Annotated in this window: 23 protein-coding genes; 9 read left to right on the top strand and 14 right to left on the bottom strand. The window is 59.2% G+C overall.

The genetic code is table 11. The annotated features are described in order from the left end of the window. The first annotated feature begins 53 nt into the window (after positions 1–53). Both FJD38_RS20170 and preA read left to right on the top strand, forming a co-directional pair. A complete protein-coding gene (locus FJD38_RS20170; RefSeq protein WP_146387121.1) occupies positions 54–1,421 on the top strand; it encodes an NAD(P)-dependent oxidoreductase in 1,368 nt (455 codons plus the stop codon). Continuing rightward, positions 1,422–2,696: an NAD-dependent dihydropyrimidine dehydrogenase subunit PreA gene (gene preA, locus FJD38_RS20165; protein ID WP_122782215.1), complete on the top strand. Its 1,275-nt coding sequence runs from the start codon at positions 1,422–1,424 to the stop codon at positions 2,694–2,696. A 163-nt stretch (positions 2,697–2,859) separates the two neighbouring features. Here preA and FJD38_RS20160 read toward each other — a convergent pair whose 3' ends face one another. Together FJD38_RS20160 and FJD38_RS20155 are read right to left on the bottom strand one after the other, a co-directional pair. Next, on the bottom strand, positions 2,860–3,480 hold the full coding sequence (locus FJD38_RS20160; RefSeq protein ID WP_122782214.1) for a TetR family transcriptional regulator C-terminal domain-containing protein: 621 nt from the start codon (positions 3,478–3,480) through the stop codon (positions 2,860–2,862). A 122-nt stretch (positions 3,481–3,602) separates the two neighbouring features. After that, positions 3,603–3,959, bottom strand: coding sequence for a hypothetical protein (locus tag FJD38_RS20155; protein ID WP_122782213.1), 357 nt, complete (start codon positions 3,957–3,959; stop codon positions 3,603–3,605). 250 nt (positions 3,960–4,209) lie between these two features. On the opposite strand from FJD38_RS20155, the gene csrA reads away from it, so the two are divergent. Then, complete coding sequence (gene csrA / locus FJD38_RS20150; RefSeq protein WP_122782212.1) at positions 4,210–4,404, top strand: carbon storage regulator CsrA; 195 nt, start codon at positions 4,210–4,212, stop codon at positions 4,402–4,404. Between the two features lie 264 nt (positions 4,405–4,668). Continuing rightward, complete coding sequence (locus FJD38_RS20145) at positions 4,669–5,214, top strand: DUF1269 domain-containing protein (protein ID WP_122782211.1); 546 nt, start codon at positions 4,669–4,671, stop codon at positions 5,212–5,214. Positions 5,215–5,292: 78 nt separating this feature from the next. On the opposite strand, the gene FJD38_RS20140 is transcribed toward FJD38_RS20145, so the two are convergent. Continuing rightward, the gene (locus tag FJD38_RS20140; RefSeq protein ID WP_122782210.1) at positions 5,293–5,613 is read right to left on the bottom strand and encodes a YbjQ family protein; all 321 of its coding nucleotides are present in this window, start codon (positions 5,611–5,613) and stop codon (positions 5,293–5,295) included. Between the two features lie 287 nt (positions 5,614–5,900). Here FJD38_RS20140 and ppnN point away from each other — a divergent pair, with 287 nt between their 5' ends. Beyond that, a complete protein-coding gene (gene ppnN, locus FJD38_RS20135) occupies positions 5,901–7,274 on the top strand; it encodes a nucleotide 5'-monophosphate nucleosidase PpnN (RefSeq protein ID WP_122782209.1) in 1,374 nt (457 codons plus the stop codon). An 84-nt stretch (positions 7,275–7,358) separates the two neighbouring features. Here the strand turns inward: ppnN and FJD38_RS20130 are convergent, their stop codons facing one another. Beyond that, entirely contained in the window at positions 7,359–8,036 is a 678-nt protein-coding gene (locus FJD38_RS20130; RefSeq protein WP_146387119.1) for a glycoside hydrolase family 19 protein, read from the bottom strand. A gap of 390 nt (positions 8,037–8,426) precedes the next feature. Continuing rightward, positions 8,427–9,347: a LysR family transcriptional regulator gene (locus tag FJD38_RS20125; protein WP_122782224.1), complete on the bottom strand. Its 921-nt coding sequence runs from the start codon at positions 9,345–9,347 to the stop codon at positions 8,427–8,429. A 304-nt stretch (positions 9,348–9,651) separates the two neighbouring features. On the opposite strand from FJD38_RS20125, the gene FJD38_RS20120 reads away from it, so the two are divergent. Both FJD38_RS20120 and FJD38_RS20115 read left to right on the top strand, forming a co-directional pair. Then, entirely contained in the window at positions 9,652–10,377 is a 726-nt protein-coding gene (locus FJD38_RS20120) for a DUF969 domain-containing protein (protein ID WP_122782207.1), read from the top strand. Next, positions 10,374–11,324 carry a DUF979 domain-containing protein gene (locus tag FJD38_RS20115; RefSeq protein ID WP_146387117.1) on the top strand — a complete coding sequence of 317 codons (951 nt, stop codon included), beginning with the start codon at positions 10,374–10,376 and terminating at the stop codon, positions 11,322–11,324. The genes FJD38_RS20120 and FJD38_RS20115 overlap by 4 nt, the downstream gene beginning before the upstream one ends. Before the next feature lie 26 nt (positions 11,325–11,350). Here the strand turns inward: FJD38_RS20115 and FJD38_RS20110 are convergent, their stop codons facing one another. Next, positions 11,351–13,453 carry a TonB-dependent receptor family protein gene (locus FJD38_RS20110; protein ID WP_146387192.1) on the bottom strand — a complete coding sequence of 701 codons (2,103 nt, stop codon included), beginning with the start codon at positions 13,451–13,453 and terminating at the stop codon, positions 11,351–11,353. Between the two features lie 455 nt (positions 13,454–13,908). Between FJD38_RS20110 and FJD38_RS20100 the strand changes: the two genes are divergently transcribed. Both FJD38_RS20100 and FJD38_RS20095 read left to right on the top strand, forming a co-directional pair. Further along, complete coding sequence (locus FJD38_RS20100; protein WP_146387115.1) at positions 13,909–14,820, top strand: LysR family transcriptional regulator; 912 nt, start codon at positions 13,909–13,911, stop codon at positions 14,818–14,820. Positions 14,821–14,906: 86 nt separating this feature from the next. Further along, positions 14,907–15,704, top strand: coding sequence for an SDR family NAD(P)-dependent oxidoreductase (locus FJD38_RS20095; RefSeq protein WP_122782203.1), 798 nt, complete (start codon positions 14,907–14,909; stop codon positions 15,702–15,704). A gap of 52 nt (positions 15,705–15,756) precedes the next feature. Here FJD38_RS20095 and FJD38_RS20090 read toward each other — a convergent pair whose 3' ends face one another. The 8 genes from FJD38_RS20090 to FJD38_RS20055 all read right to left on the bottom strand — a co-directional run bounded on the left by FJD38_RS20090 (position 15,757) and on the right by FJD38_RS20055 (position 24,913). After that, positions 15,757–16,653, bottom strand: coding sequence for a LysR substrate-binding domain-containing protein (locus FJD38_RS20090; RefSeq protein WP_146387113.1), 897 nt, complete (start codon positions 16,651–16,653; stop codon positions 15,757–15,759). A 109-nt stretch (positions 16,654–16,762) separates the two neighbouring features. Further along, the gene (locus FJD38_RS20085) at positions 16,763–17,173 is read right to left on the bottom strand and encodes an SRPBCC family protein (protein WP_122782201.1); all 411 of its coding nucleotides are present in this window, start codon (positions 17,171–17,173) and stop codon (positions 16,763–16,765) included. 74 nt (positions 17,174–17,247) lie between these two features. After that, entirely contained in the window at positions 17,248–18,258 is a 1,011-nt protein-coding gene (locus FJD38_RS20080) for an aldo/keto reductase (RefSeq protein ID WP_146387112.1), read from the bottom strand. A 225-nt stretch (positions 18,259–18,483) separates the two neighbouring features. Beyond that, a complete protein-coding gene (locus FJD38_RS20075; RefSeq protein ID WP_146387109.1) occupies positions 18,484–19,692 on the bottom strand; it encodes an acyl-CoA dehydrogenase family protein in 1,209 nt (402 codons plus the stop codon). A gap of 23 nt (positions 19,693–19,715) precedes the next feature. Continuing rightward, positions 19,716–21,428, bottom strand: a complete 1,713-nt coding sequence (locus FJD38_RS20070; protein WP_146387107.1) for a dipeptide ABC transporter ATP-binding protein — start codon at positions 21,426–21,428, stop codon at positions 19,716–19,718. Continuing rightward, on the bottom strand, positions 21,425–22,288 hold the full coding sequence (locus FJD38_RS20065; protein ID WP_146387105.1) for an ABC transporter permease: 864 nt from the start codon (positions 22,286–22,288) through the stop codon (positions 21,425–21,427). The genes FJD38_RS20070 and FJD38_RS20065 overlap by 4 nt, the downstream gene beginning before the upstream one ends. After that, complete coding sequence (locus tag FJD38_RS20060) at positions 22,285–23,265, bottom strand: ABC transporter permease (protein ID WP_146387103.1); 981 nt, start codon at positions 23,263–23,265, stop codon at positions 22,285–22,287. The genes FJD38_RS20065 and FJD38_RS20060 overlap by 4 nt, the downstream gene beginning before the upstream one ends. A 13-nt stretch (positions 23,266–23,278) precedes the next feature. Continuing rightward, positions 23,279–24,913, bottom strand: coding sequence for an ABC transporter substrate-binding protein (locus FJD38_RS20055; RefSeq protein ID WP_146387101.1), 1,635 nt, complete (start codon positions 24,911–24,913; stop codon positions 23,279–23,281). Between the last annotated feature and the right edge of the window lie 23 nt (positions 24,914–24,936).

The following is a 24,936-nucleotide window of genomic DNA, read 5'->3' as shown; positions in this document are numbered from 1 at the left end:
CAACCCACTGCCCGACAGAGGCAGAAGCTTCCCACAACCGTGAGGCACTCACTGTGATCAAATCCCTGAATCATTTGCCGCATCCTCAGCAAGATGCGTCGGTATTGGCCAGCCAGTTCACTGATCTGGCTCCGCCGTTGACCGCCCGACAGGCCGTACTTGAAAGCTCGCGCTGCTTGTATTGCTACGACGCGCCTTGCGTCAATGCATGCCCCAGCGACATTGATATTCCTTCGTTCATTCGCAATATCCAGCAGGAGAACGTGCAAGGCGCGGCGCATAAAATCCTTTCGGCCAATATTCTGGGCGGCAGTTGTGCCCGTGTGTGCCCTACCGAAGTCCTTTGCCAACAAGCCTGCGTGCGCAATAACGAGCAGGAATGCGCGCCAGTATTGATCGGGTTGTTGCAGCGTTATGCCGTCGACCATGCCCAGTTCAGCGAACATCCCTTTAAACGAGCAGAGCCAACCGGCAAGCGTATCGCCGTGGTTGGCGCGGGGCCTGCCGGGCTGGCGTGCGCCCATCGACTGGCGCTGCATGGTCATGAAGTGGTGATTTTCGAAGCGCGCGAGAAGGCTGGCGGGCTCAATGAATACGGGATCGCCAAATACAAACTGGTGGACGACTTCGCCCAGCAGGAAGTGGAATTTGTACTGGACGTTGGCGGTATCGAAGTACGCCACGGTCAGCGCTTGGGTGACAACCTGAGCCTGAGCGAGCTGCATCAACGCTTCGACTCGGTCTTCCTTGGCCTTGGCCTGGCAGCCAGCCGCCAGTTGGGCCTGCCCCACGAAGACGCACCCGGCCTGCTGGCCGCCACCGACTACATCCGCGAATTACGCCAGAGTGACGACTTGACCCAGTTACCACTGGCCGAGCGCTGCATTGTGCTGGGTGCCGGTAACACAGCCATCGACATGGCCGTACAAATGGCCCGTCTGGGGGCGCGGGAAGTGAATCTGGTGTATCGCCGCGGGTTGGCGGACATGGGCGCCACCGGGCATGAACAAGACATCGCCAAAGATAACCAGGTGCGCTTGATGACGTGGGCACAGCCCGACGAGGTGTTACTGGATGACCACGGGAAAGTACGCGGCATGCGCTTTGCCCGCACCCGCCTTGAAAACGGACGGTTAGAGACCACCGGCGAAACCTTCGAACTGGCTGCCGACGCGGTGTTCAAGGCCATCGGCCAGGCGTTTGACGAAACGGCGCTGAGTGATCCGCTGGCGCATTCACTGCGCCGAATCGGCGATCGCATCGCGGTCGACGAGCAATTGCGCACCAGCGTGGCCGGGGTGTACGCCGGTGGCGACTGCACATCACTGGGTCAAGACCTGACCGTACAGGCTGTACAACACGGCAAGCTTGCTGCTGAAGCCATTCATGCCCAACTCATGCTCAATCAGGAGGCTGCGTAAATGGCCGATCTTTCGATTAACTTCGCCGGCATCAAAGCGCCTAACCCTTTCTGGCTGGCCTCTGCCCCGCCGACCGACAAAGCCTACAACGTGGTGCGCGCTTACGAGGCGGGCTGGGGCGGCGTGGTCTGGAAGACCCTGGGTGAAGACCCGGCCGCAGTCAACGTGTCCTCACGCTATTCGGCACACTTCGGGCCTAACCGCGAAGTCATGGGCATCAATAATATTGAGCTGATTACTGACCGTTCGCTTGAAATCAACTTGCGCGAGATAACTCAGGTCAAAAAGGATTGGCCCGACCGCGCACTGATTGTGTCGCTGATGGTGCCGTGCGAAGAGCAAGCGTGGAAACACATTTTGCCGCTGGTTGAAGCCACGGGCGCCGATGGTATCGAACTGAACTTCGGTTGCCCTCACGGCATGCCAGAACGCGGCATGGGCGCAGCCGTGGGCCAGGTACCCGAGTACGTGGAGATGGTCACGCGCTGGTGCAAAACCTACTGCTCGCTGCCCGTCATCGTCAAGCTGACACCCAATATCACCGATGTGCGCCTCAGTGCCCGCGCGGCACACCGTGGCGGCGCCGATGCGGTGTCACTGATCAACACCATCAACTCCATCACCAGCGTTGACCTTGAGCGCATGGTGGCGCTGCCGGTGGTGGGCAGTCAAAGCACTCACGGCGGGTATTGCGGTTCAGCGGTCAAGCCGATCGCACTGAACATGGTGGCCGAAATCGCCCGTGATCCTTTGACCAAAGGCTTACCGATTTGCGGGATTGGCGGCATTGGCAGCTGGCGTGATGCGGCAGAATTTATCGCATTGGGCTGTGGATCGGTACAGGTGTGCACGGCCGCGATGCTTCACGGATTTCGCATCGTCGAAGAGATGAAAGACGGTTTATCGCGCTGGATGGACAGCCAAGGCTATACCAGCCTGGATGACTTCTCCGGTCGGGCCGTGGGCAATACCACCGACTGGAAATATCTTGATATCAATTATCAGGTGATCGCCAAGATTGATCAGGACGCCTGTATCGGCTGCGGACGCTGCCATATTGCCTGCGAAGACACCTCGCACCAGGCGATTTCCAGTGTGAAGCTGGCGAACGGAACCCATCGCTATGAAGTGATCGATGATGAGTGCGTCGGTTGCAACTTGTGCCAGATCACCTGCCCCGTCGCTGATTGCATCGAGATGGTGCCGCACAACAACGGTTTGCCGTTTCTGGACTGGAACCACGACCCGCGCAACCCCTACCGCGTGGCATCCTGAGGGAGGGTGTAACGCACTGTAGTCGCTGACGAAGGCTGCGATCGAGCGCGAAGCGTTCGCAAAGTGGGGGCCCATCGGTGTCTCTGGTTTTGCGACGTCTTCGCCGTCGATCGCAGCCTTCGTTCCTCGTCAGCAACGACGAAAATTCGCGCTCTCTCCACCCTCAGGGCTCCAGCCCGATCCCCCGCAAAATCACGCTGGTCACTGTATGCACAGCGCGCTCGAACTGAATATCAGACAAGGGCTGATGGTCATTGAGGATATTCACTTGATGATCAAAGTCGGCGTAATGCTGGGTTGAAGCCCAGATCATGTACAACAAACTTGCCGGCTCTACTGCCAGAATGCGTTTATCGGCTACCCACTGGCGGATTTTCGCTTCTTTCATCTTGGCCCAGTCATACAGGCTGGCATCCAGCGCCAGGCCCAAAGACGGCGCACCGTGAATGATTTCGTTGGCCCATACCTTCGAACCATAGGGCCGTGTGCGCGAATGGTTCATTTTGGCCCGGATATAACTGCTGAGTACCAGACGTGGGTCATCGTAGGTTTCAAAGCACAGTGCGTCCTGCTTCCACACGTCAAGCAAGCCTAGTAACACAGCGCTGTACAGTTCGTTCTTGGTGCTGAAGTAGTAATGCAGGTTGGAACGCGGCAGTTGAACTTCAGCGGCAATGTCCGCCATTGCAGCCCCCGCAAACCCCTTTTCTGCAAACACCTTCTCTGCGCCTATAAGGATTTTTTCAACATTGCTTCGACGAATCTGGATCTTGTGATTGCTCATTCCCTTAATGCCCTTAACGTCGTGCATCGTCGGCGAACACCCGGACAGATCCGCGAATAAATAAAACATAACAGCGCCAGACCGCGGTTAAGCTCACTCTGTGTTTGGCGCTTTGTGCTTAATTAGTTGCTGGCGGGCAATTCAATAATGTCGGTTTCAATGCCGTCCAGCTTCGGCTTTTGCTTGATCTTCTCTTGCGTCTCCAGGGCTTGAGCCTGGGTCGCGTACGGCCCGATCAAGAAATGTTTAACACCGTCATGTTCGTAAATATAGGGGGTGAAACCATGTTCCATGAGCCTGCCCGTGGTATCGGTGATGGTTGCGCGCTGGCCCTCGGTAATCTCCAATGCCCAGTGAGCAACAGGCGCCTGTGCTACCGTTGGTTCAGAAGCTGCTTTAGCCTGCTGGATTTTATCGTTAGACTCCTGACCGCAAGCCGTCAAGGCCAAAATTGCTGTCATCACGATGACTTTGCGCACTGCATTTCCCCTAGCTGTTTGAGTGGGTCGATTTTATCACCGGGACAGTGCATTTGCTCTCCTTGAACAAATCCAATCCGCCCTTATTAAAGGTCTGTACCAAGATATTCCCGCACTCAGGGAATTTAACCCTTGGCGAGGACGTCTGTAATGAGCGGCGCATTTATATCCACTTAGCAGTATTCTGTAGCCATGAACGAAGCCGCACCGTCTCAGAGACGTGCCTTACAAAGCCATCAAGGAGAAAAAAATGCTGATACTCACCCGTAAAGTTGGTGAAAGCATAAACATCGGTGACGATATTACGATCACTATTTTAGGTGTCAGCGGGCAACAAGTCAGAATCGGCATCAATGCGCCGAAAGATGTGGCTGTCCACCGTGAAGAGATTTATCAACGCATCCAGGCTGGCTTGACTGCCACTGACAAGGTAGATCCATCCTAAGCGTTCGAGGTATCAGCCCTCGAACTGAGTGTCAGGGCTGCTCAGCCAGCCCTCCTCAATCCCCCCCCGCACACCCTCCCGCAACGACCTTCCCAAGCCCATAATTGCTAAAGCATTCGCAGAATCCTGCTGTCGACTTGACCGTTTAAAGGTTAGCGACCACGCTCATTCCTCGCAGAAGGTCAAACAGTCCAGCGTGTGACTCACCTTCGTAAGCGTCAGCCCGATCTTGGGCTTGACCTGTACAGTCAAGGAATGAAAGACATGTCAGATTTAATCGTTGTGGGATTCCCAGATACTGAAACAGCCGACCGCGCCCTTACCAAACTAGCCTCGTTGGGCAAAGAGCACTTGGTAGAGCTTGAGGATGCCGTCATTGTTGTACGCAACGCTGAAGGCAAGGTTCACGTAAAGCAAAGCGTTAATCTCAAAGCCCTGGGTGCGACCTCGGGCCTGGTTACAGGGGGCCTGTGGGGCGCGCTGGTCGGCCTGTTGTTTCTCAACCCTTTGGCCGGCTTCGTCATCGGCGGCGCGGCCGGGGCGGGAATGGGGGCACTGTCAGGCTCAATGGCCGACTACGGCATCGACGACGACTTCATCAAAAACCTCAGCGAAACCATTCCAAAGGAATCGTCTGCCCTGTTCGTTCTGTTGCGCAAATTCCAACCCGAAAAAGTCCTTCAGGAACTTGAACAGTCAGACTTCAAAGGCAAGGTGCTGCGTACGTCCCTGTCGCCTGAGCAAGAAGCAAAGCTTCAGCAAGCGCTGTCAACACATGCCGCTTCGGCACCTGTTACCACTACGATCTAAATCACGCTCCCTTGCGCGCTCCGCGCGCATGATTCGGCTGCCCCCAGGGCAGTCGAATTTTCCTCGGAATGAGCGCCATCAGTTCAACCGCACCGCCGTACCCGTGGCAAACACCACGAGCATGCCACCCCGCCCGGAAGGCATGCTGATTTCAAAGTTCAGCCCCACAATGGCGTCGGCTTGAAGGGTCTGTGCCCTGTCGCGAATTTCATCAGTTACCTCGGCACGCGCCTCTTTCAATGCTCGCTCCAGGGTTTGCGAGCGACCACCAAAAAAATCCCGCACTCCGGTAAAAAAATCGCGCACCACGTTTATGCCGTGAACGGACTCGGCACTGACGATCCCCAGGTATTCGGTGATCTGGCGGCCTTCAATCCTGTTTGTCGTCGTAATGATCAACTCGGTTCCCCTTTATAAACGCTCATTTTGAACCGAAGCTTAACGCAGACACTCACACCTTTGTCGCGATCCGGCAACCGAACAGGCCGATACTGGCCTTATGCGCCGGCAGTGTTAATGTAGGCAAAACCGCAGCCAGCCTCATCTGCGGCGACTATGCTGATAGTGAAAATAACCAAAGCCGTAAGAGTTGGGACCTCTCGCCCGGCACATGCGAATCGCTGATAAGGATTAAACAGCTACGCCACGCCACGCCTCTTTTCGATCCCGCTCACAGGAAGCCCACAATGGTTCAAAGACAAGTCATCAATGCTTCGGTCAGCCCTAAAGGCAGCCTGGAAACTTTATCCCAACGTGAAGTTCAGCAACTGAGTGAGGTTGGCTCGGGCAGCAGCTACACGCTTTTTCGTCAATGTGTACTGGCTATTCTCAACACCGGCGCCCACGTCGATAACGCTAAAACCATTCTTGAGGCGTATCAGGATTTTGACGTGCGGATTCACCAGCAAGACCGGGGGGTGCGCCTGGAGCTGCTTAATGCCCCGGCCGATGCCTTTGTCGATGGTGAAATGATCGCCAGCACCCGCGAAATGTTGTTCAGCGCCCTGCGTGACATTGTGTACACACAAAGCGGTCTCGACAGCCCGCGTATCGACCTGAGCAGTTCGGCGGGTATCACTGACTATGTGTTTCACCTGCTGCGCAACGCCCGCACCTTGCGCCCCGGCGTCGAGCCCAAAATTGTGGTGTGCTGGGGCGGCCATTCGATTAATACCGAAGAATACAAGTACACCAAAAAAGTGGGCCACGAACTGGGCCTGCGCAGCTTGGACATCTGCACGGGTTGCGGGCCCGGCGTGATGAAAGGGCCTATGAAGGGGGCAACCATTTCCCACGCCAAGCAACGCCTGACAGGCGGGCGTTATCTGGGACTGACCGAGCCGGGCATCATCGCGGCCGAGGCGCCCAACCCTATCGTCAACGAACTGGTGATTCTGCCGGACATCGAAAAACGCCTGGAGGCGTTTGTGCGCGTTGGCCACGGCGTCATCATCTTCCCGGGCGGCGCCGGAACCGCTGAAGAATTCCTATACCTGCTAGGGATCTTGATGCACCCGGACAACCGCGACGTGCCATTCCCGGTAATCCTGACGGGCCCTCGAGAAGCTGCGCCGTACCTGCAACAGCTGCATGAGTTTGTCGGCGCCACGTTAGGCGATGAGGCCCAGCAGCACTACCAGATCATTATCGACAACCCGGCGGAAGTTGCCCGGCAAATGACCGCTGGACTCAAAGCCGTTAAACAATTTCGCCGCGAGCGCAATGATGCGTTTCACTTCAACTGGCTATTGAAAATCGATGAAGGGTTCCAGCGCCCTTTCGACCCCACTCACGCCAACATGGCTGACCTGCAATTGCGCAGTGACCTGCCGCCCCACGAGCTGGCGGCTAATTTGCGCCGGGCATTTTCGGGGATCGTGGCTGGCAACGTGAAAGAAAAAGGCATTCACCTGATCGAGGAATACGGACCGTATGAAATTCACGGCGACACGGCCATCATGAAGCCACTGGATAAACTGCTGCATGCATTCGTTGAACAACACCGTATGAAACTGCCCGGCGGCGCGGCTTATGTGCCGTGTTATCGCGTCGTCAGTTAACACCCGGTGACGGGGCTCGCTGAGCGAAAAGCAGATGTTCACTTTGCATCTTGCCGGGCGGGCCCTTCAATCAAACCCCAGGTTTCAAGACAAAAGCTCCAAGGCCTTCTCAAACACCGCCAAACGCTGGGCATGGCCATTAAGCCCACCATTGATCGCTCGCGTCAGTGCTTCGAAATCCTCCCCGTCGGCCCATGCATTAAGCTGGCGCGACGACCAGTACCACCCCGCAGACGCTACGGCTCCAGGCCATTGCTCCAGTAAGTGTGGGGTTCCTAGCAATCGTTCGTCGCCATACAAGCCCAGGCTGCAGTGTTGATAGTTGCTTTTACCGGTGATTTGAATCAAACCCCTGCCGCGATAAAGCCAGCCCTCGCCTGAAGCTTGTGAACCATTACCCAGACGATTGCTATACACCTGATTGGCAATGGCTTGTGGTCGACGGTGCAGTTTTTGCGCATCGCTGTTGGGCAACCTGCGCGCACGCCCACCGTCCATGACCGTGATGTATTGACCGGCACTGTCGCGTTGCGCGAACCGCGTGCCCCACGTGGCGGCAAGGCCGTCAGCGCTGTAGTTGAGGTTTTCAACCAGTGCCGTAAAACCGGCACTTTCATGCCCCACCTGCGCGATGAAGGCCGCCAGACGCCGGGGGGTGTCGATAGTATTGGCGTGCGTGACGGCCTGCACGATGGGTAAATAAACATCGACGGACGCTGCGCTTTTGGGAAATAACTGTGTGAACACTTCACGGTTCAACATAAGGGCCAACTCTTAATTAATTAAAAATTAAAAGTTAAGCACTCATGCTTTTTGACCCAAGGCAGGAATTAAGCCGGAGAACAAACTTACGCAATTCAAAGAACTGGCTTACCTTCGCTCACCGGCTCAAGGCCGGTTTCAGCCCGGCGGAATGGTCGCCAATAAACCAATGCCAATGGTCAACACTAAAAAGCCGCCCAGAAACCATCCCATCTTGCCCATGTCATTTCCCCTGTTACACGTTCGTAAGAAAACAGGCGCAGAACATCAGCTGATCCCATGCGAGCGTTGCTGTGTCGTCAACGTTCTGGTCTGTCTCGAAAGGTTGTGAGTAATTCTGCTCCGCTGGCTGCACACATAACAGTCGCAGATAACACGAAAAAATACGGATCAGTTGATCGGCAAGATCAGGTGTTCAGGCAGGACACTGCGCTGATAATCGGCCACAACCGTCTGGCTCAGGATGACCACCGCCTCGTTCAGCTCAAGCCCGGCGCCCACCCGCCAACTGGCGTACACCGAAAAACCCGGTGCAGTTTCAATCGCCACAGCACGCAGCGCGCCACTGTGCAGTTCACGACTGACCAGTACCGGCGGCAAAGCGCCAATACCAAAGCCATCGGCGACCAGCTTGATGATCGCTGCCACTGAATTGATACAACTGATGCGCGGTGTCGCGATACCGTGCTGATGCAAGAAATTGAGCATGTCCTGATGGGGTCGCGAGTGCCTTGAAAACGTCAACAAGCGTTCCTGACACAAGTCCGCAAGGCTGTCATAGGGCCTGTCCAGTGCGCCGTTTCGTGCGACCACCCAACTCAACGGGTAGCGGGCCAATTGCACATTACGCACCCCGTCAGCCCTTAACAGGTCCGTCTGGAAGATCAAGTCCAGCTGGCCTTTGAGCAATTGCTCACTGAGGTTCAGTGCCGTGTCGGCCGTCAGTTCGACTTCGACCTGAGGGAAGTCACGACTCAAGGCACTGATCAGCTCGCTCAGCCAGCTGTGAATCACGGTGTCCATCACCCCGATGCGCAACCGCCCGGTAAAGCTGTCCGCCTGCCCCAATGACTGGAGCAAGCGCTGTTGGGTGGCGAGCATCTCTTCGGCGTAGCCCAGCACTTTGTGGCCTTCGCGAGTCAGGTTGACGCCCCGTGAATCACGCAAGAACAACTGCACGCCAAGTTCGGTTTCAAGCACTGAAATACGGCTTGAAATGGCCGCTTGGGTGCTTGAAAGCTTTTCTGCGGTGAGTCGGAAGCTGCCAAGGCGGGCCACCCAGACGAATGTCAGTAGAAATCGCATATTCATGTAGGACATCCCACCCGGTGAAAACAGTGTGCCACTGTAAACGCTCACTGTGCCTTCAAGCCAGACCGCTTAAGTCGGTGATTGATAAAACTTTTTTGTTCGGCGGCGACAACTTTTTTTGACTGGACGCATCGCCCAAAGCCCCCAACCATGTGGGTCAGTCGCCATTCCATGAGCGTCAACAATAAAAAAACACGCTGAGTCCGGCAGCGTACCGATTTTGTGAAAGTGTGCCTGACCGCTTTCGCCTTGCTCACACCAGCCTGCCCTGGTGAGTCGCAATCAGCTAAGGGATCTTACCCTCATGCAAACCGTCGTAAATCTTTGGCCCTTGATCGGCGTGCTCGTCATCATCATGGGCTTTTTGCTGCGCTTCAATCCCCTGCTGGTAGTGAGTGCGGCGGCCATTGTCACCGGGCTTGCGGCCAACTTCCCGCTGGAAAAAATCATCAGCGAAATGGGTGAAGGTTTTCTGCAAACCCGCGCCTTGCAACTCATTCTGTTATTGCCTCTGGCTGTGATCGGCTTATTGGAGCGCCACGGTCTGCGCCTGCACGCACAAAACTGGATCGCAGGCTTTCAGCGGGCCACCGTGGGGCGATTGTTGATCATGTACCTGTTTCTGCGCGAAACCACCGCAGCGGTCGGCCTGACCAGCCTGGGCGGACACCCGCAAATGGTGCGCCCGCTGTTGGCGCCCATGGCCGAAGGTGCTGCCCAAAACAAGTACGGCAAACTGCCGGCTGCGGTTCGGCAAAAAGTCCTGGCCATGTGCGCGGCCACGGACAATATCGGTTTGTTCTTTGGCGAAGACGTGTTCGTGGCCTTTGGGGCGATTGCCCTGATGCACACTTTTTTACTGGGGTCGGGCCTCGATGTCGAACCGCTGCATATCGCGTTCTGGGGTATTCCCACGGCCATTTGTGCCTTTATCGTGCACGCACTGCGGCTCTATCGCTTTGACCTGATGCTGGCTCGTAGCCTGTCCGAAGTTGCCCACGCTGACGACTCCAGGGAGCTGGCCCGATGATTATTTCTATCCAGTATTTCTATTGGCTGGCCGGGGCGCTGTTGCTGATCACCGCCGGCATGATTGTGTCGGACCGCAGCCATCCCAAGCGCTGGACCAGCGCACTGTTTTGGGCGTTGTTCTCGATGGTGTTTCTGATCGGAGATCGCTTGTCGCCCTTTGTGGTCGGGGTGGGCGTGCTGGTGATGGCGGGTATTGCCGGCATCGGCGGTGTCGGTCGCGGCGCGCATGCCGAATTGCCAGTCAAAGCTGCCCGCGCCAGCGCCGGGCGATTGGGCCACAAGTTGTTCATCCCGGCATTGTCGATCCCGCTGGTGACGGTTATCGGCACGGTGCTGCTCAAACATGTGCAGATCGGCGGCGTACCGCTGCTCGACCCGAAGAACACCACCTTTGTGTCGTTGGGGCTGGGCTGTCTGGTCGCCCTGATACTGGCCTGCATACTGACCCGCGATACGCCGCTGCAAGGTTTACGCGAGTCACGCCGCCTCACTGAAGCCCTGGGCTGGACCATGGTGCTCCCGCAAATGCTGGCCATGCTTGGCCTGCTGTTCAATGACGCCGGTGTCGGCACCGCGGTTGCTCACGTCACCACGGCGTACATCAACATGGACTATCGGCTGATCGCGGTGATGGTCTACGTGCTCGGCATGGCGCTGTTCACCATGATCATGGGCAACGGCTTTGCGGCCTTCCCGGTAATGACCGGCGGTGTCGGCGTACCGGTGCTGGTGGGTATTTATGATGCCAACCCCGCCGTGATGGCCGCGATTGGCATGTTCTCCGGCTATTGCGGCACGCTGATGACGCCCATGGCAGCCAACTACAACATGGTGCCCGTCGCGCTGCTGGAGCTGCCGGACAAATACGCCGTGATCAAGGCGCAAATACCCACGGCGCTGGTGATGTTGGTGGTCAACATCGTGCTGCTCTATCTGCTGATGTAAGGCCTGGCCAAGGCAGGCCCGCCGAGTCAGAAGTGGTAAGCCACACCAGTGGTGACGTTAAAGGGATCGCCCACAAAGAAGTTCGCCGAGTCCTGCCCTTTGGCGTCATAGGTGGTGTTGGCCGCCGTGGCGTAGCGTTGATTGGTCAGATTGCGGGCATCGACAAACACTTCCCACTTTTTACTCGGCGCTTCATACCCGATTTTGGCCCCCCACAGCACATAGGACGGGGCGCTCAAGGTGTTGGCGAAATCGACGTAATAGCTGGACGCGGCACGCGCATTGAGTTGCGCGTAAAAGCCCGTGGCCTGACGGTATTGCAGCTCCGCCTGGTACACCTGACGCGGCAGGCCCGGCAGCTCATTGGCGCCAAATACCGGGTCGTTGCGGTAGTGGAAATCGTTATAGGTATAGGCTTGGCGCAACGCCACGCTGTCGCCGTTCTGATTCTCCCAGAGCAATGCGTTCAACCCCGCCTCGACCCCTTGGTGAATTGTTGCGCTGCCATTGGAGGTCGCGATCAGTTGATCTTGGGTTGCACTGGCCGGGCGTACCACCACAGAGAGCAATTCCTTTTGCACCCATGAGCGATAAACCGTCAGGCTGCCGTCGAAGATACCGTGCCCGCCACGAATGCCGAACTCCACGGTGTTGGCCTTTTGCGGGCGTACATCACGGATATACGGGGTGCCGGTGCTGCCCAACTGCCAGGTCACCGGCGGGTCAATGGAGCGGCTGACGTTGCCGAACAGCTCGAAATCCGGGGTCAACTGATAGCGCAGCCCCAAGCGCGGCGCCCAGTCGTACTCACTGTATTCAACGCCACTGGGAAACTCGCTGGTGTTGACGCTGGTGGTGTACTGAATGTCGGCCTTGCGTTTGATATCGATCCACGATACGCCGCTGGACAGCCAGGTGCGCTCGCCCAACTGCAATTCGTTACCCACCGAAAACACCGTATCGCGCGAGCCCGTGTAATCGGTTTTTTGCAGTGTCTGGCCAGTGGCGCGGCTGTGGGATTTGACGTCAGCCAACCAGGCCCGGGTGGTGCTGAAGGTCACGTTGCTGTCGCTGGGCAAACCGAACACCGTATCGCCGGTGCGCAGGTAGCGCAGGGTCAAGTTCAGGTCTTTGGAGCGCCAGTCCTGCGGCTGGGCGGCGTAGCGCCAGCCGTTGAGCAACGGATAATCGTTATAACCAACACCCACTTCCAGCCTGGCATCGTCATCAAAGGTGTAGGTCGTTTTGCTGCCGAGCAAGGTCGAGCCGTCTTTTTTGCGCCCGAACGGCACCTCGTTGCTCTTGGGATCATGCTTGAGCTGGTACTTGGTCAGCGCGTTGCCCTGAGTCAGCGTTTCTTCGCGATAACGCAAGAAGAAACGGGTTTGCAGTTTGGGGCTGAACACGTGCCCGAAGTTGGCTACCAGCCCCTGCCCTTTGTTAGAAGTGTCGTGCTGATAACCGTCGCGTTCGTTGTGCAGCACGCTGACGTAATAATCACTGTCGCCGACTACCCCGCCCGTGCTGAGCTGCTGTTTGCGGTAACCAAAACTACCCGCCTCCAGGCGCACAGAGCTACCCGGATCGGTGCGCCCGGTCTTGCTGACCATATTGATCGCGCCCCCCAGCGACAGCGCCGAATACAAATAGGCATTGGCGCCATAAAGCACTTCAGTGTGATCAACCGACGCCATGTCGAGCATGTCCTCCTGAGTGCCACCCGGCCCGGTGAGGGGCAAGCCGTCAAACAGGAACTTAATGCCCAGTACATAGCCTTGATAAAACGTGTTGAGGCCGGAGCCGCGTATCGAGATTTTATTGGCCCCGGAGCCGCTGGTGGCCTGGGCAAACACACCGGGTTGCAAGGCCAGCACATCTTCGGCGTTGGCGGCCCTGCCCTGCTCTATAACGTGGTTATCCACCACTGCGGTGTTACCGGCGATTTTCTTCAATTGTTTCTCGGCTTTCTGCGCTTCACTGGCGCTGGCACCTTGTACCACCACCGTGGCCAGCGTCGGATCTTGCGCCGCCGCACTTACGCCCTGAACCAGCATCAACAGCACACCCAGGCTCGACGCCGTGGTTAACGGGTTGAGACGCTGAACATTTTTTCCGGACTTTTTCCACATCAACTCAATACTCCACACCGACTCAATAAGGGGAGCATCTATGGGCATAGTCTGGCTCTGACAGGCACTTTGCAGGGTTCATGCCAGCGCAAAAACCCCGAAAAACAGGTCTAGAAAGGGTGTTTGAACAGCAACAACCCGACACTTTGTAAAACGACTGTGTGTATGACAACAGTTCACGGGCCACTAGCAACAGAGCAGCGCAGCACTGGCCTTGCTGGTATGGATAAATTCACCTTCGACGCAGTGCCACCGCTGCAGATGTGTGGCGCTGGGTGGCGCCGTCCTCAGCCTGGACCTTGGCTATGCTGCATTCGGTCGCGGGCGGTCTGCTGGCAGCGGGTGGGCTATTACGGGTATGGCTTGGCGGGCGCGCCAAGGCCACTGACGAGGCAATGAGCCAAGCCAAGTCACAACCTTCCTAATAAAACGCAGGACAGTCCCCTGGAGGTCTAATGCAAGATCTACGTCAGTTGCGCTACTTCGTCGCCGTTGCCGAATGTGAGAACGTCGGCCGAGCGGCGGAGCAGCTACACATTTCCCAATCCCCACTGAGCCGCCAGATCGCCCAGCTCGAAGACCACCTCGGCCTGGCTCTGTTCGAACGACGCAACCAGCGCCTGTTCCTGACCACTGACGGGCGCACCTTCCTGTCCGAAGCCCGCGGCCTGCTCAAGCATGCCGAGCGTCTGGAGTCTCTGGGTAAGCGCCTGGGCCGCGGTGAAGAGGGTGGCCTGTGCATCGGCTATGTTAACCACGCCATCTATGCCGGCGTGCTGCCCGGCGCTGTTCGGTCGATTCGTGCCGAACGTCCACAGATCCATATTGCCCTCTACAACATGACCCCAAGCGAGCTGTTCGAAGGCCTGCGCCAACGCAGCCTGGACATCGCCCTGGTCTGCGAACCTGCACCCGTCAATGACCCTGACTTGCTTGCCCTGCCCGTGCTGAACGATCCAATGCTGCTGGCCATCCCCGCTGAACACCCGCTGGCGACCAAGGCCGAACTTACCCCCGCCGACCTGCATGAACAGGAGTGGATCATCACCGGCGGCCAGCCCGACCAGATCAACAAACGTGATGACTTCATCGCCCGTTGCGCCGATGCCGGCTTCACCCCGCGCCTGTCACTGGAGGCGACCGACCCGCTGAGCGTGCTCGGGCTGGTGTCCGCAGGGCTGGGCTTGGCCATGGTGCAGAGCAGCCTGGCCGCCAGCGCGGGGCCCACGGTGGTGTTGCGCCAGTTGGACTGGTTCAGCCCCAGCTTGCAGCTGTGGACGGCTTGGCATCAGGTGGACCTGCGACCGATTGTGGGGGTTTTCCGCGAGCGGGTGTTGGCGCTGGCTGAACAGACCCGCAAGGTCTGAACTCAGTCGAATGACGTCTTTTACAGTCTGAGGGTGCCCTACTAGCATGGTTTCCATCAATGCAACTCACCCACAGGAATCATTTCATGATCATTGACCTCGGCGGACGCACCGCCATCATCAGCGGCTCGACCGGCGGTATCGGCCTGGCCATTGCCCGCGGCCTGGCCCGCGCACATGCCGACGTAGTCATCGCCGGCCGCAGTCAAAAATCGGTGGATGCCGCCCTGGCCGAACTGCGCGCCCAAGGCGGTCGTGGCCAGGTACAGGGCGTTGTCGCCGACTTGGGCACCGCCGCTGGTGCCGAAATCTTGTTCGCCGCCCACCCCAAGACCGATATCCTGGTCAACAACCTGGGCATCTACGACGACGTCGACTTCTTCAAGGTTGCCGACAGCGAGTGGACCCGCTTCTACGAGACCAACGTCCTGTCCGGCGTGCGTCTGGCTCGCCACTACGCCCCGGGGATGGTGGAGAAAGGATGGGGCAGGATCCTGTTCATCTCCTCCGAATCGGGCATCGCCACCCCTGCCGACATGATCAACTACGGCGTGACCAAAAGCGCTAACCTCGCCGTCTCTCACGGTCTGGCCAAGCGTCTGGCAGGTACCGGCGTCACCGTCAACGCAGTATTGCCCGGGCCGACACTGACCGACGGAGTCGCCAACCTGGTGGCCGAGGCCGCCAAGGTCTCCGGCCGCAGCATCCGCGATGAGGCTGACAATTTCGTGCGCAGCTCCCGTCCAAGTTCGATCATCCAGCGCGCCGCCGAGGTCGACGAAGTCGCCCACTTGGTCGTCTACCTCGCTTCCCCTTATTCCTCCGCCACCACCGGCGCAGCCTTGCGGGTTGACGGCGGTGTAGTTGACAGCCTCGCCATCTGAACTCAGCGTACAAAACACAAGGGCCGCATAGCGGCCCTTGTCATTGATGTCCTTAATGCTCTGCCCCCGCCAATACGATCTGACGAAAGTCGCCCACAATCGGTCGCAGGTCAACACGGTGCCAGGCTACCCAAAGGCCGATGCTTTGCTGCAACCACGGCAACTCGCGCAAGACCACGTCGGGGTTACTGACACCGCCCATGCTCTGCTGGATCAGCGCCAGTCCCAAGCCAGCGGACACCAGCCCGAGCGCAATCAGCGGTTCGGCTGCCTCCAGCAGGATCTGTGGCGTAAAGCCTGCCTCCACGCAACTGGCCATGAACCGCTCACGGCGATGGGGGTTCGCGCGCCCGTCGACCATGATCCAGTCCTGTTCGTGAAGATCGGTGGGGATGATGTGCGCCTTGTCCACCAGTGGGTGTCCCGAAGGTAGCGCGAGATAAAGTGGATCGTTGAATACCGGCGTTGCCAGCAAGTCTGGGTCATCCATCGACATCGGTTCACAGACCAGTGCGATATCGAGGCTGCGCTGGCGCAAACCCTCCAATTGCTCCTGGGGCGTGAGGTTATAGAGGGCGATGTGGATGCCCGGCCTTTCCTCACGGACGCGACGCAGAGCCTTGGGCAACACGCCGGCATGGATGGCGTGGCTGACGTAGCCGATGCACAGCCCGCCTGACTCGCCACGGCCCAATCGGCGGCCGAGTGATTCCAGACGTTCGGCGTGTTTTAGCAGGGCCTTGGCCTCATGCAAGAATGTGCGGCCATCGGAGCTGATGCGCAGGCGCTGCTGGCTGCGCTCGAACAGTTGCAGGCCCAGGCGCTCTTCAAGTTGGGCAATTTGCCGACTGAGCGGCGACTGGGATATGTGCAGTTGTTCCGCAGCCTTGCCCACGTGCTCGAACTCAGCGACGGCGACGAAATAACGAAGTTGTCTGATGTCCAGCATATAAGCCTTTAAAAGTTGCCAACAGCGTGGGTAACGGCTCGCTAATACGGTTCGGATACAGGGGGGATCTATGGGGTGTTGGGGCCGCTTTGCGGCCCCGATCCCTCCATCAACTTTCCAGGGTCTGCTTCAGCGCGGCCAGGCCATCCTGGTAAATGGTGGCGAACATTGCGCTCGCTTCGGCTTCACTGATACCCACCGGCACGAACGAACCGGACCAATGCACCTGGGCCCCCTCGCTGGTAGACACCACACGCAGGGTCGACTGATAGTCGCGAACCGGCGCTGGACCTTGAAGGATGGTGTAGCTGTAGCTGCGCCCGGCTTCGTTGAAGTCCAGCAGGCGCTCGATGATGGTGTCGCCGTCGATACTCTTGAGCGTGCGCACGCGGCCGCCTTCGCTCAACGCGCTTTGCGGAACGAACGGCAGCCAGTCGGGCAACGTGTCGAAACCGCCAATCAGTTGCCAGATACGGTCGGCATTGATCTGAAGGTCGATGCAAGCTTGTGCAGTAGCCATGATGTTTCTCCTGGGGTTCTACCCCAATGATTGGGTAAAGACAGGGCCGCGATACGGCCCTGCAAAAGTCTTTTTCAAACAGCTGGAACAGGCGCCAGGGCGTTGATCAGTCCTTGCTGACGCAGCTCGTTCCAGAAAGCGACAGGGATGACTGCGCTCAGGGCCGCAGCGTCTTCGTTGGCGTGCAGTGGACGGGTGGAACCCGGGATTGCCGCGACCACCGCAGGGTGGGCCAGGGCGAACTGCAGGGCGGCCGCCTTGACCTCAACCCCATGGATACGTGCAACTGCACGGATGCGCTCGAGTTTCTGCAGCACCGGCTGGGTGGCTTTCTGGTATTCGAAATGCTCGCCACCCGCGGTTACGCCAGAGCTGTAAGGGCCACCGACAACGATGCCTACTCCCTGCTCCAGCGCTTGCGGCATGACGCGTTGCAGTGCGCGGTCGTGATCCAGCAGCGAATAACGGCCAGCGAGCAGGAAGCCATCGGGCTGTGGCTCGTCCAGGTCGAGGGTCAGCTCGATCGGTTCGACACGGTTCACACCCAGGCCCCACGCTTTGATCACACCTTCTTCACGAAGGCGGGTAAGGACACGGAAGGCGCCTTTGCGCGCAGTCTCGAAGCGCTCCAGCCACTCGTCACCGTAGAAGTCCTGGGCGATGTCGTGGATCCAGACGATGTCCAGGCGATCGGTCTTCAGCCGGCGCAGGCTGTCTTCGATGGAACGCAGGGTGGCGTCGGCGCTGTAGTCGTTGACGATGCGGTTGCGGTTGCCGTGCTCGAACAAGCCGCTCTTCTCGCCGAACTCACGGCTGGCAGGATCTTCCAGCTCATCGAGGATGACCCGACCGACCTTGGAGCTGAGCACGTATTCGTCACGGGGACGACCGATCAGGGCGTTGCCCAGGCGTGATTCGGAGAGGCCAGCACCATAGAACAGTGCGCTGTCGAAGTAGCGCACGCCGTTGTTCCAGGCGGCGTCGACTGTGGCTTGTACCTCGGCCTCTGGCACGTTGCGGAACATGTTGCCCAGTGGGGCCGAGCCGAAGCCCAGTGGATTGGCGATAAGGGATTTAAGGTTCATCTAATGTTTTCCTGGTAAGGGGAGTCAGTCATGAACTCCGATGGGTGCAATCCTATGCGTCCCCTACCAAGACCGTCCAAGTCATAATTCGACCGACTTGAGACCTTTTAAGCGATGACCTCAAAAGAAGAGTGTCGCTTCTCGATCACCCCAAACCCGTAGCAATTGCCGAGGGCGACGTTCGGCGACACAGTCGTCGCAAAACCTGAGCTTGCGATTAACCTGTTAAAACAATCCCGACGTGGGCGGCGGTGTGCCTTTCAACTGCCAACTGCCCACCGCTGCGGCTTTCCAGTGACGGGGGTTGTGATTGGCCACCGTGCGCGCGTTGCGCCAGTGACGATCCAGGTTGTGCGCCCGCCCGGTCGTCGAAGCACCGCCCACATCAAATACCAGCTCTGCGGCCTTGAGTGCCGACTCGGCGGCAATGTATTGCGCCTGCGCAACGTCCACCGCGGCTTGATCCACGAGCACGGGATCGAGCCCGCCTGCCCAGGCCCGGTCAATCGAGTCGGCGGCATGCAGCACCACCGCTTCAGCGGTAAAAGCACGCGCCGATATATCACCCACACTCAGTTCCACGTAGGGGTCGTCCACCGAGCGTGTGGCAGTACTGTGCTTGATGGGCCGTGCGTGTTCGTTGGCAAAAGCCACTGCATCGTTCAGGGCGTTGCGTGCAATCCCCGCCTGCACTGCCGCCAGAAACAACTGCAAAAAAGGCGTGACGATGGTGCGCTTGCCCTCCTCTACCGTGCGGGTACGAATTTCTTCAGCCAGCACCTGTACGTTGTTCAGGCGGGTCGTGCCGCTGGCCGTGAGGCGCTGGCCCATTGAATCGAAGTCGTCGAGCAACTCCAGGCCCTGGCGCTGGCGCGGCAGAATGAACGACACCGGCTGGTCGTCTTCGTCCAGCGCCACCGCGCTGACCCAATCGGCGTATAAAGAGCCAGTGCTGTAATACTTGTTACCCGTCACCCGATAGTGCTCACCGTCGCGCACAATCCGCGCACTGATCGAACCATTGGCGCCGCCAACTTCCCATCCGGCATTGCCGATGACCGCGCCTTGCAGGTATCGCTCAAACCAGCGGGCGCGCTCGTCTTCGGCGTCGTCAGCTTGCGATGCCAACAACCCCTCGACGAAACCAAAACCGGGACGCAACGCCTGAGCGACGTTGGAATCCACAGACGCGATACGGATCAGTAAGGCGATCACGTCTCTGACCGAGCCACCGCTGCCGCCATGACGCACAGGAATGCGCGTGGTAAACAATCCAGCCTTGGCTATCTGGGCCACCGCCTCGAAGGGCAGCAGGCGATCCCGCTCACGTTGCGCGGCACCCCGGCCAATGTCCGGCAGGAGCCGGTCGGCACGGGCATTCAGTTCGGCCACCGAAGTGACGGGATGTTCAGTGACAGCAAATAATCTGTTCATGGCTGTTCCTTGCGGGTTAGCGCTTAAATGGCGATTTTCCAGAGTTGCGATTCGTCAAACAGCCAGGCGCTGTTTTCCGCTTCCAGCGGCGGCACAATCAAGGGTGTTCCCGCGCCCGGCAGGCGCGGCACAGCTCCCAGCAAGCGGCGTGTGTAGTCATGCTGCGGATGCTCGAACAAGGCTTCGACGGGAGCGCTTTCCACCACCTTGCCGTGACGCATCACCAGCACGTCATCGCTGACGTGGCGGATAACCCCCAGATCGTGGGAGATAAACAGGTAGGCCAGCCCCAGGCTGGCTTGCAGATCCGCCAGCAGATCGAGCACTTGCGCCTGCACCGACACGTCCAGTGCCGACACCGGCTCGTCACAAATAATCACTTTTGGGTTGCTGGCAATGGCCCGAGCGATGGCCACGCGCTGACGCTGACCGCCAGATAGTTGCAAAGGCCGACGCGTGGCCAGCTCAGCCGGCAGGCGCACCTGCTCCAGCAATTGCTGGATGCGTGCCGTCTGTTGCTGGGCCGTCACGCCCGCCACATCCAGCGCATCAGCCAGAATCTGGCCCACGCTCCAGCGCGGATCGAACGAACTCAGCGGGTCCTGATAAATCACACTGATGTCGCGCCGGCGCGCACGTCGCTGCTGTTCATCCACGTGCTGGCTGCCCGCGCCAGACCAATCCTGTCCAAGAAACTCAACGCGACCGGCGTCCGGCTCAAGCAGTCCGAGCACGATACGAGCGACGGTGGTTTTGCCCGAACCGGACTCACCGACGATGCCCAGTGTGCGCCCTGCCCGCAGCTCAAAACTGACACCATCGACCACTTGCCGTGGTTGTTGATCAGGGCCGATATAGCGCTTGCCCAAATCAGTCCCCTTGAGCAAAACGGGCGCGTCAACCGATGGCCGCGGGCGTACTACGGGCGTCCCCTGCTGTGGCGACAAACGCGTGCCCCGGGCATGTTCGGCGGGCACCGCATCGAGCAAGGCGCGGGTATAGGCGTGACGCGGGTTGCGCAGTACCTGTTGCATCGAGCCTTGTTCCACCGCTACCCCGTGACGCAGCACCAGCACCTCATCGGCCAATTGCGCCACCACCGCCAAGTCATGGCTGATGATCAGCAGCGAATCGCCACGGGCCTTGATGGCTTGCAACACCTGAAGAATCTGCGCCTGCACAGTGGCATCCAGCGCGGTGGTAGGTTCATCGGCGATCACCAGACCGGGATCAAGTGCCAGCGCACTGGCAATCAGCGCACGTTGGCGCAGGCCGCCGGACAATTGATCGGGACGTTGCCGGGCACGCAGTTCAGGGTCGGGTACGCCCACTGTGTCGAGCAGCTCGATCACCCGTTCAGCACGGCGGCGACGATCACCCCAGCCATGGGTCTTGAGCACTTCGAGGATTTCCTTGCCGACCGGGCGTAGAGGGTCCAGCGACACCAGCGCATCCTGCAATACAAAGCCGATGCCTTTACCGCGCAGTCCGCGCCAGCCACGCTCGGACAAGCCGAGTAAATCCTGCCCGCCATAACTCAAGGTGCGCGCAGTGACCCGTGCCCCGGCTCCGGCCAGCCCGATCAAGCTGCGGGCAGTCACGCTTTTGCCGGAACCGGACTCCCCCACCAGCGCCAGCGTCTTGCCCGGCGCCAGAGTAAACGACAGGTTATGCACCACGGTCTGGCCGCCAAACTCGATGGACAGGCCTTCAACGATCAAGTGTTTATCGCTCATGAAAGACGACCCTCCAGGTGTTGTTGCAAGTAACGGCCAGCCACGGTGGTCGACAGCGTGGTCAGCACGATGAACAGCCCAGGGAAAAAGGTCAGCCACCAGGCATTGGCGATAAAGTCACGGCCCATCGACAGCATGGTGCCCCACTCGGGCGCGGGCGGACGGGCGCCCAGCCCCAGAAAGCTCAGGGCCGAGGCCCAGACGATGGCCTGACCGACACCCATGGTCAGGGTCACGATCAGCGGGCGCATGGCGTTGGGTAGCAATTGACGCAGGATGATCCGCCGCCGCGAGTGGCCCAGCGCCACTGCCGCTTCGATATAACCAGCATTGCGCACCGCCAGTACCTGACCGCGCACCATGCGCGCATAACCGGGTGCGCCGCCCAGGCCAGTGGCGATGATCAACGGCCCGACGCCGCTGCCAAACACCGCCACAAACAGCAGCGCCAGTACCAGACTCGGGAACGCAAAGAGCACTTCCAGCAACCAGCCGACGCCTCGATCCAGACGCGCGCCGCCCAACCCGCCCAGCAGACCCAGCACAATGGCGATGCTCATGGCCAATGCCGTCGCGGCCAGACCGATAAACAGCGACTGGCGCGTGCCATAGATCACCCGCGAAAAAATATCCCGGCCCGATTGATCAGTGCCGAACCAGTGCGCCCAGCCCGGCGGGTGAAAGGCATCCTGCGGCACAATGGCCAGCGGATCGCTGTGAGCAAATACATTCGGCAGCAGTGCCGCAACGATCAGAAAGCCCAGAAACCCCACGGCCAACCATGGCCCAAGGCGGATCGGGCGCGCAGCACGCTGAACCCGGATCGCGGGCAGCGTCGTTTCAAACGTCAGTGCGCTCATGCGGTTTTCCCCTGTTGGCGAGGGTCGACCCACAGGTACAGCAGGTCGATCAGAATGTTGGCCAGTACGTACACCGCAGCAACCACCAGGCTGATGCCGATGGTCAACGGCAAGTCTTGCGCCTGCACCGCCTGATACAGCTGGCGACCCAGGCCCCTGCGCGAAAAGATCACTTCAATCACCACGGCGCCGCTGATCAATGCGCCGATGGCCCAGCCCGACAATGAAATACCGGGTAACACGGCATGGCGCAGGGCGTGTTTAAAGCGCACTGCCGTGTCACTCAAGCCTCGCGTGCGGGCGGTCAGCACAAAGGGTTGCTCCAGCGTCAGCTCCAGGGATTCACGGGTAACTTGAGCGATAAAGCCCGCCAGCGGAATTGCCAGCGCTACGGCCGGTAACACCAGCGTGCGCCAGCCATCGCTGCCCGCAGGCGGGAACCAGCGCAGGCCGAAAGCGAACACCGACAGCAGCAAAATCCCCAGCCAGAAATGCGGCAAGGCAGCGGCGAAGGTTTCGGCCAGCGAGGCCAGATTGGCCACCCAGCGACGTCGACCTGCCGTCAACACGGTCAGCACCATGACCAGCAGCCAGGCCAGCAGCAGTGAGGTGAAGGTCAGTTGCAAGGTGGCCCACGATTGATCAGCGAGCACGCCAGTCACCGGCATGTGCTGGGAATAAGAAACCCCCAGATCACCCTGCACCAGCCGTCCCAGATACAGCGCGTACTGAACCGCCAGCGGCTTGTCCAGTCCGTATTCACGGGTCGCCTCGGCAATGGTTTCGGCGGTCGGGTTAGCGCTCGGCCCGCCGAGAATCGCCAATACCGGATCACCCGGCATCAGGCGCAAGGCAAAGAACGTCAAGGTCGCCACCGCCCACAGCACCAGCACCCCACCCGCCAGTCGCCAGACCGCGCGCCGCCCCAATTGCGTGAATCGTTCACGTCGTAGATGTGTGACTGTTAATTGGCTCATGCCTTCACCCTTCTCATTTATTAACCCAGGCGTCATACAGGTACGTCACCGCCAGAGACGGCTCCAGTCGCACTCCTTGAGTGGTTTTGTAAATGCCCAGCCGCGAGCTTTGCGGGTAGGTGGTCAGTTGCAGGTATTGGCGCGAAGCGATCTGTTGCGCCTGGTAATACAGAGCGCGGCGCTGATCGGCATTCTGGGTCGCCAGCGCCTGCTGGTTGAGGGCATCAAAGCCCGGATTGGCGAAACCTGCGGTGTTCTGGTGATAGCCGCCGACGCCAGCGGGTTGAACAAACTCGGCACCGAAAATGATCCGCAACACGTCAGCGGTGTTGGTGTTCCAGTAGCCCAGGCGAATGTCGTAATCCCAATCCGCTTGACGTTGGGTGGCCTGAACATCGCTCATCTGCTCTACGATCAATTCAAAACCGGCTTTGCGGGTGGTGGCCTGAACCTGCTCCCACAGGGTGTATTCGGAGGGCGGCGTGCGGTTGCCCATGACCACATGCACTTGCAGCCGCTTGCCGTCACGGGTGCGATAACCCTCGGCATCGCGCCCGGTCCAGCCGCTGTCGTCGAGCAATTGCGCGGCCCGCGTCGGGTCATAGTCCTGTGCATGCTGAAAGTCCGGGCTGTAAAAGCGTGTGGCCGAACTCAGCGGCCCGCCCGCACGGGGGAACTCGTTGAAGTACACGCTTTTCAACGCGCCTTCGACATCTGCGCTGCGCACGAAGGCTTCACGCACCTTGACGTCATCGAACGGCGCGCGGGTGATATTCAGCGTGCCGTTGTTGGGGTTACCCGGTCGCAGGGCGACGATCACATTCAAGTCGGGGTTGCGCCGTGCGGCCTCATGGGACTCGGGCGGCAGCGCCTCGATCACATCCACCTCACCGGCTTGCAGCGAAGCGAAACGCACGGAAGGCTCCTGAATGAACTTCCAAACGATGCGCTCAAGCCAGGCCGGGCCTTGGTGTTTGGCCGTGGGTGGCGCCCAGTTGTAATCCGGGTTGCGCACCAGCTCTACCTGACTTTGGCGGTCCCACTTGACGATTTTGAACGGGCCGCTGCCCACCGGGCTTTCGCAGTTTTCATCACGTGAACGGAGCAAGGCGGTGGGCGATTCGATACCCAGAAAACCCTGCGCCAACACCTCCAGAAAAGCCGCATAAGGTGTGGCCAGATGCACCACGGCCGTCGAGTCATCCAGCACGTCGGTGCTGCGGTATTGGCGGATATAACCGCCCGCCGTACTCGACTGGGTTTTCGGATTGGCCATGTGATCGAGATTGGCTTTGACTGCCGCCGCATTGAAAGGCGTGCCGTCTGTGAAGTGCACGTCCTTGCGCAAATGGAAGGTGTACGCAAGCCCGTCCGGCGAGACTTCCCAACGTTCGGCCAGCCACGGCCCTATTTGCCCCTGCTCGTCCATGGACACCAGTGAATCAAGGTACTGCTGGCCGATAAACACCTGCGGCATATCGCCGGAAACATGGGGGTCGAGACAGGTCGGTTCGCGGTCGGTGGCGTAGATCAGCGTACCGCCGCTGACCGGCTTATCGCTGCGTGCCACGGTTGAGGTGTCCTGGCCGCAGCCACTCAAGACGCCGCACAGCGCGGCAAGACAAATTAAAGGGGAGATTTCACGCATGGGCTTGCTGCCTAAAGTCCGGG

The organism is Pseudomonas saxonica (assembly GCF_007858365.1).
GTDB lineage: Bacteria > Pseudomonadota > Gammaproteobacteria > Pseudomonadales > Pseudomonadaceae > Aquipseudomonas > Aquipseudomonas saxonica.
This window is presented reverse-complemented; position numbering and strand designations above follow the sequence as displayed.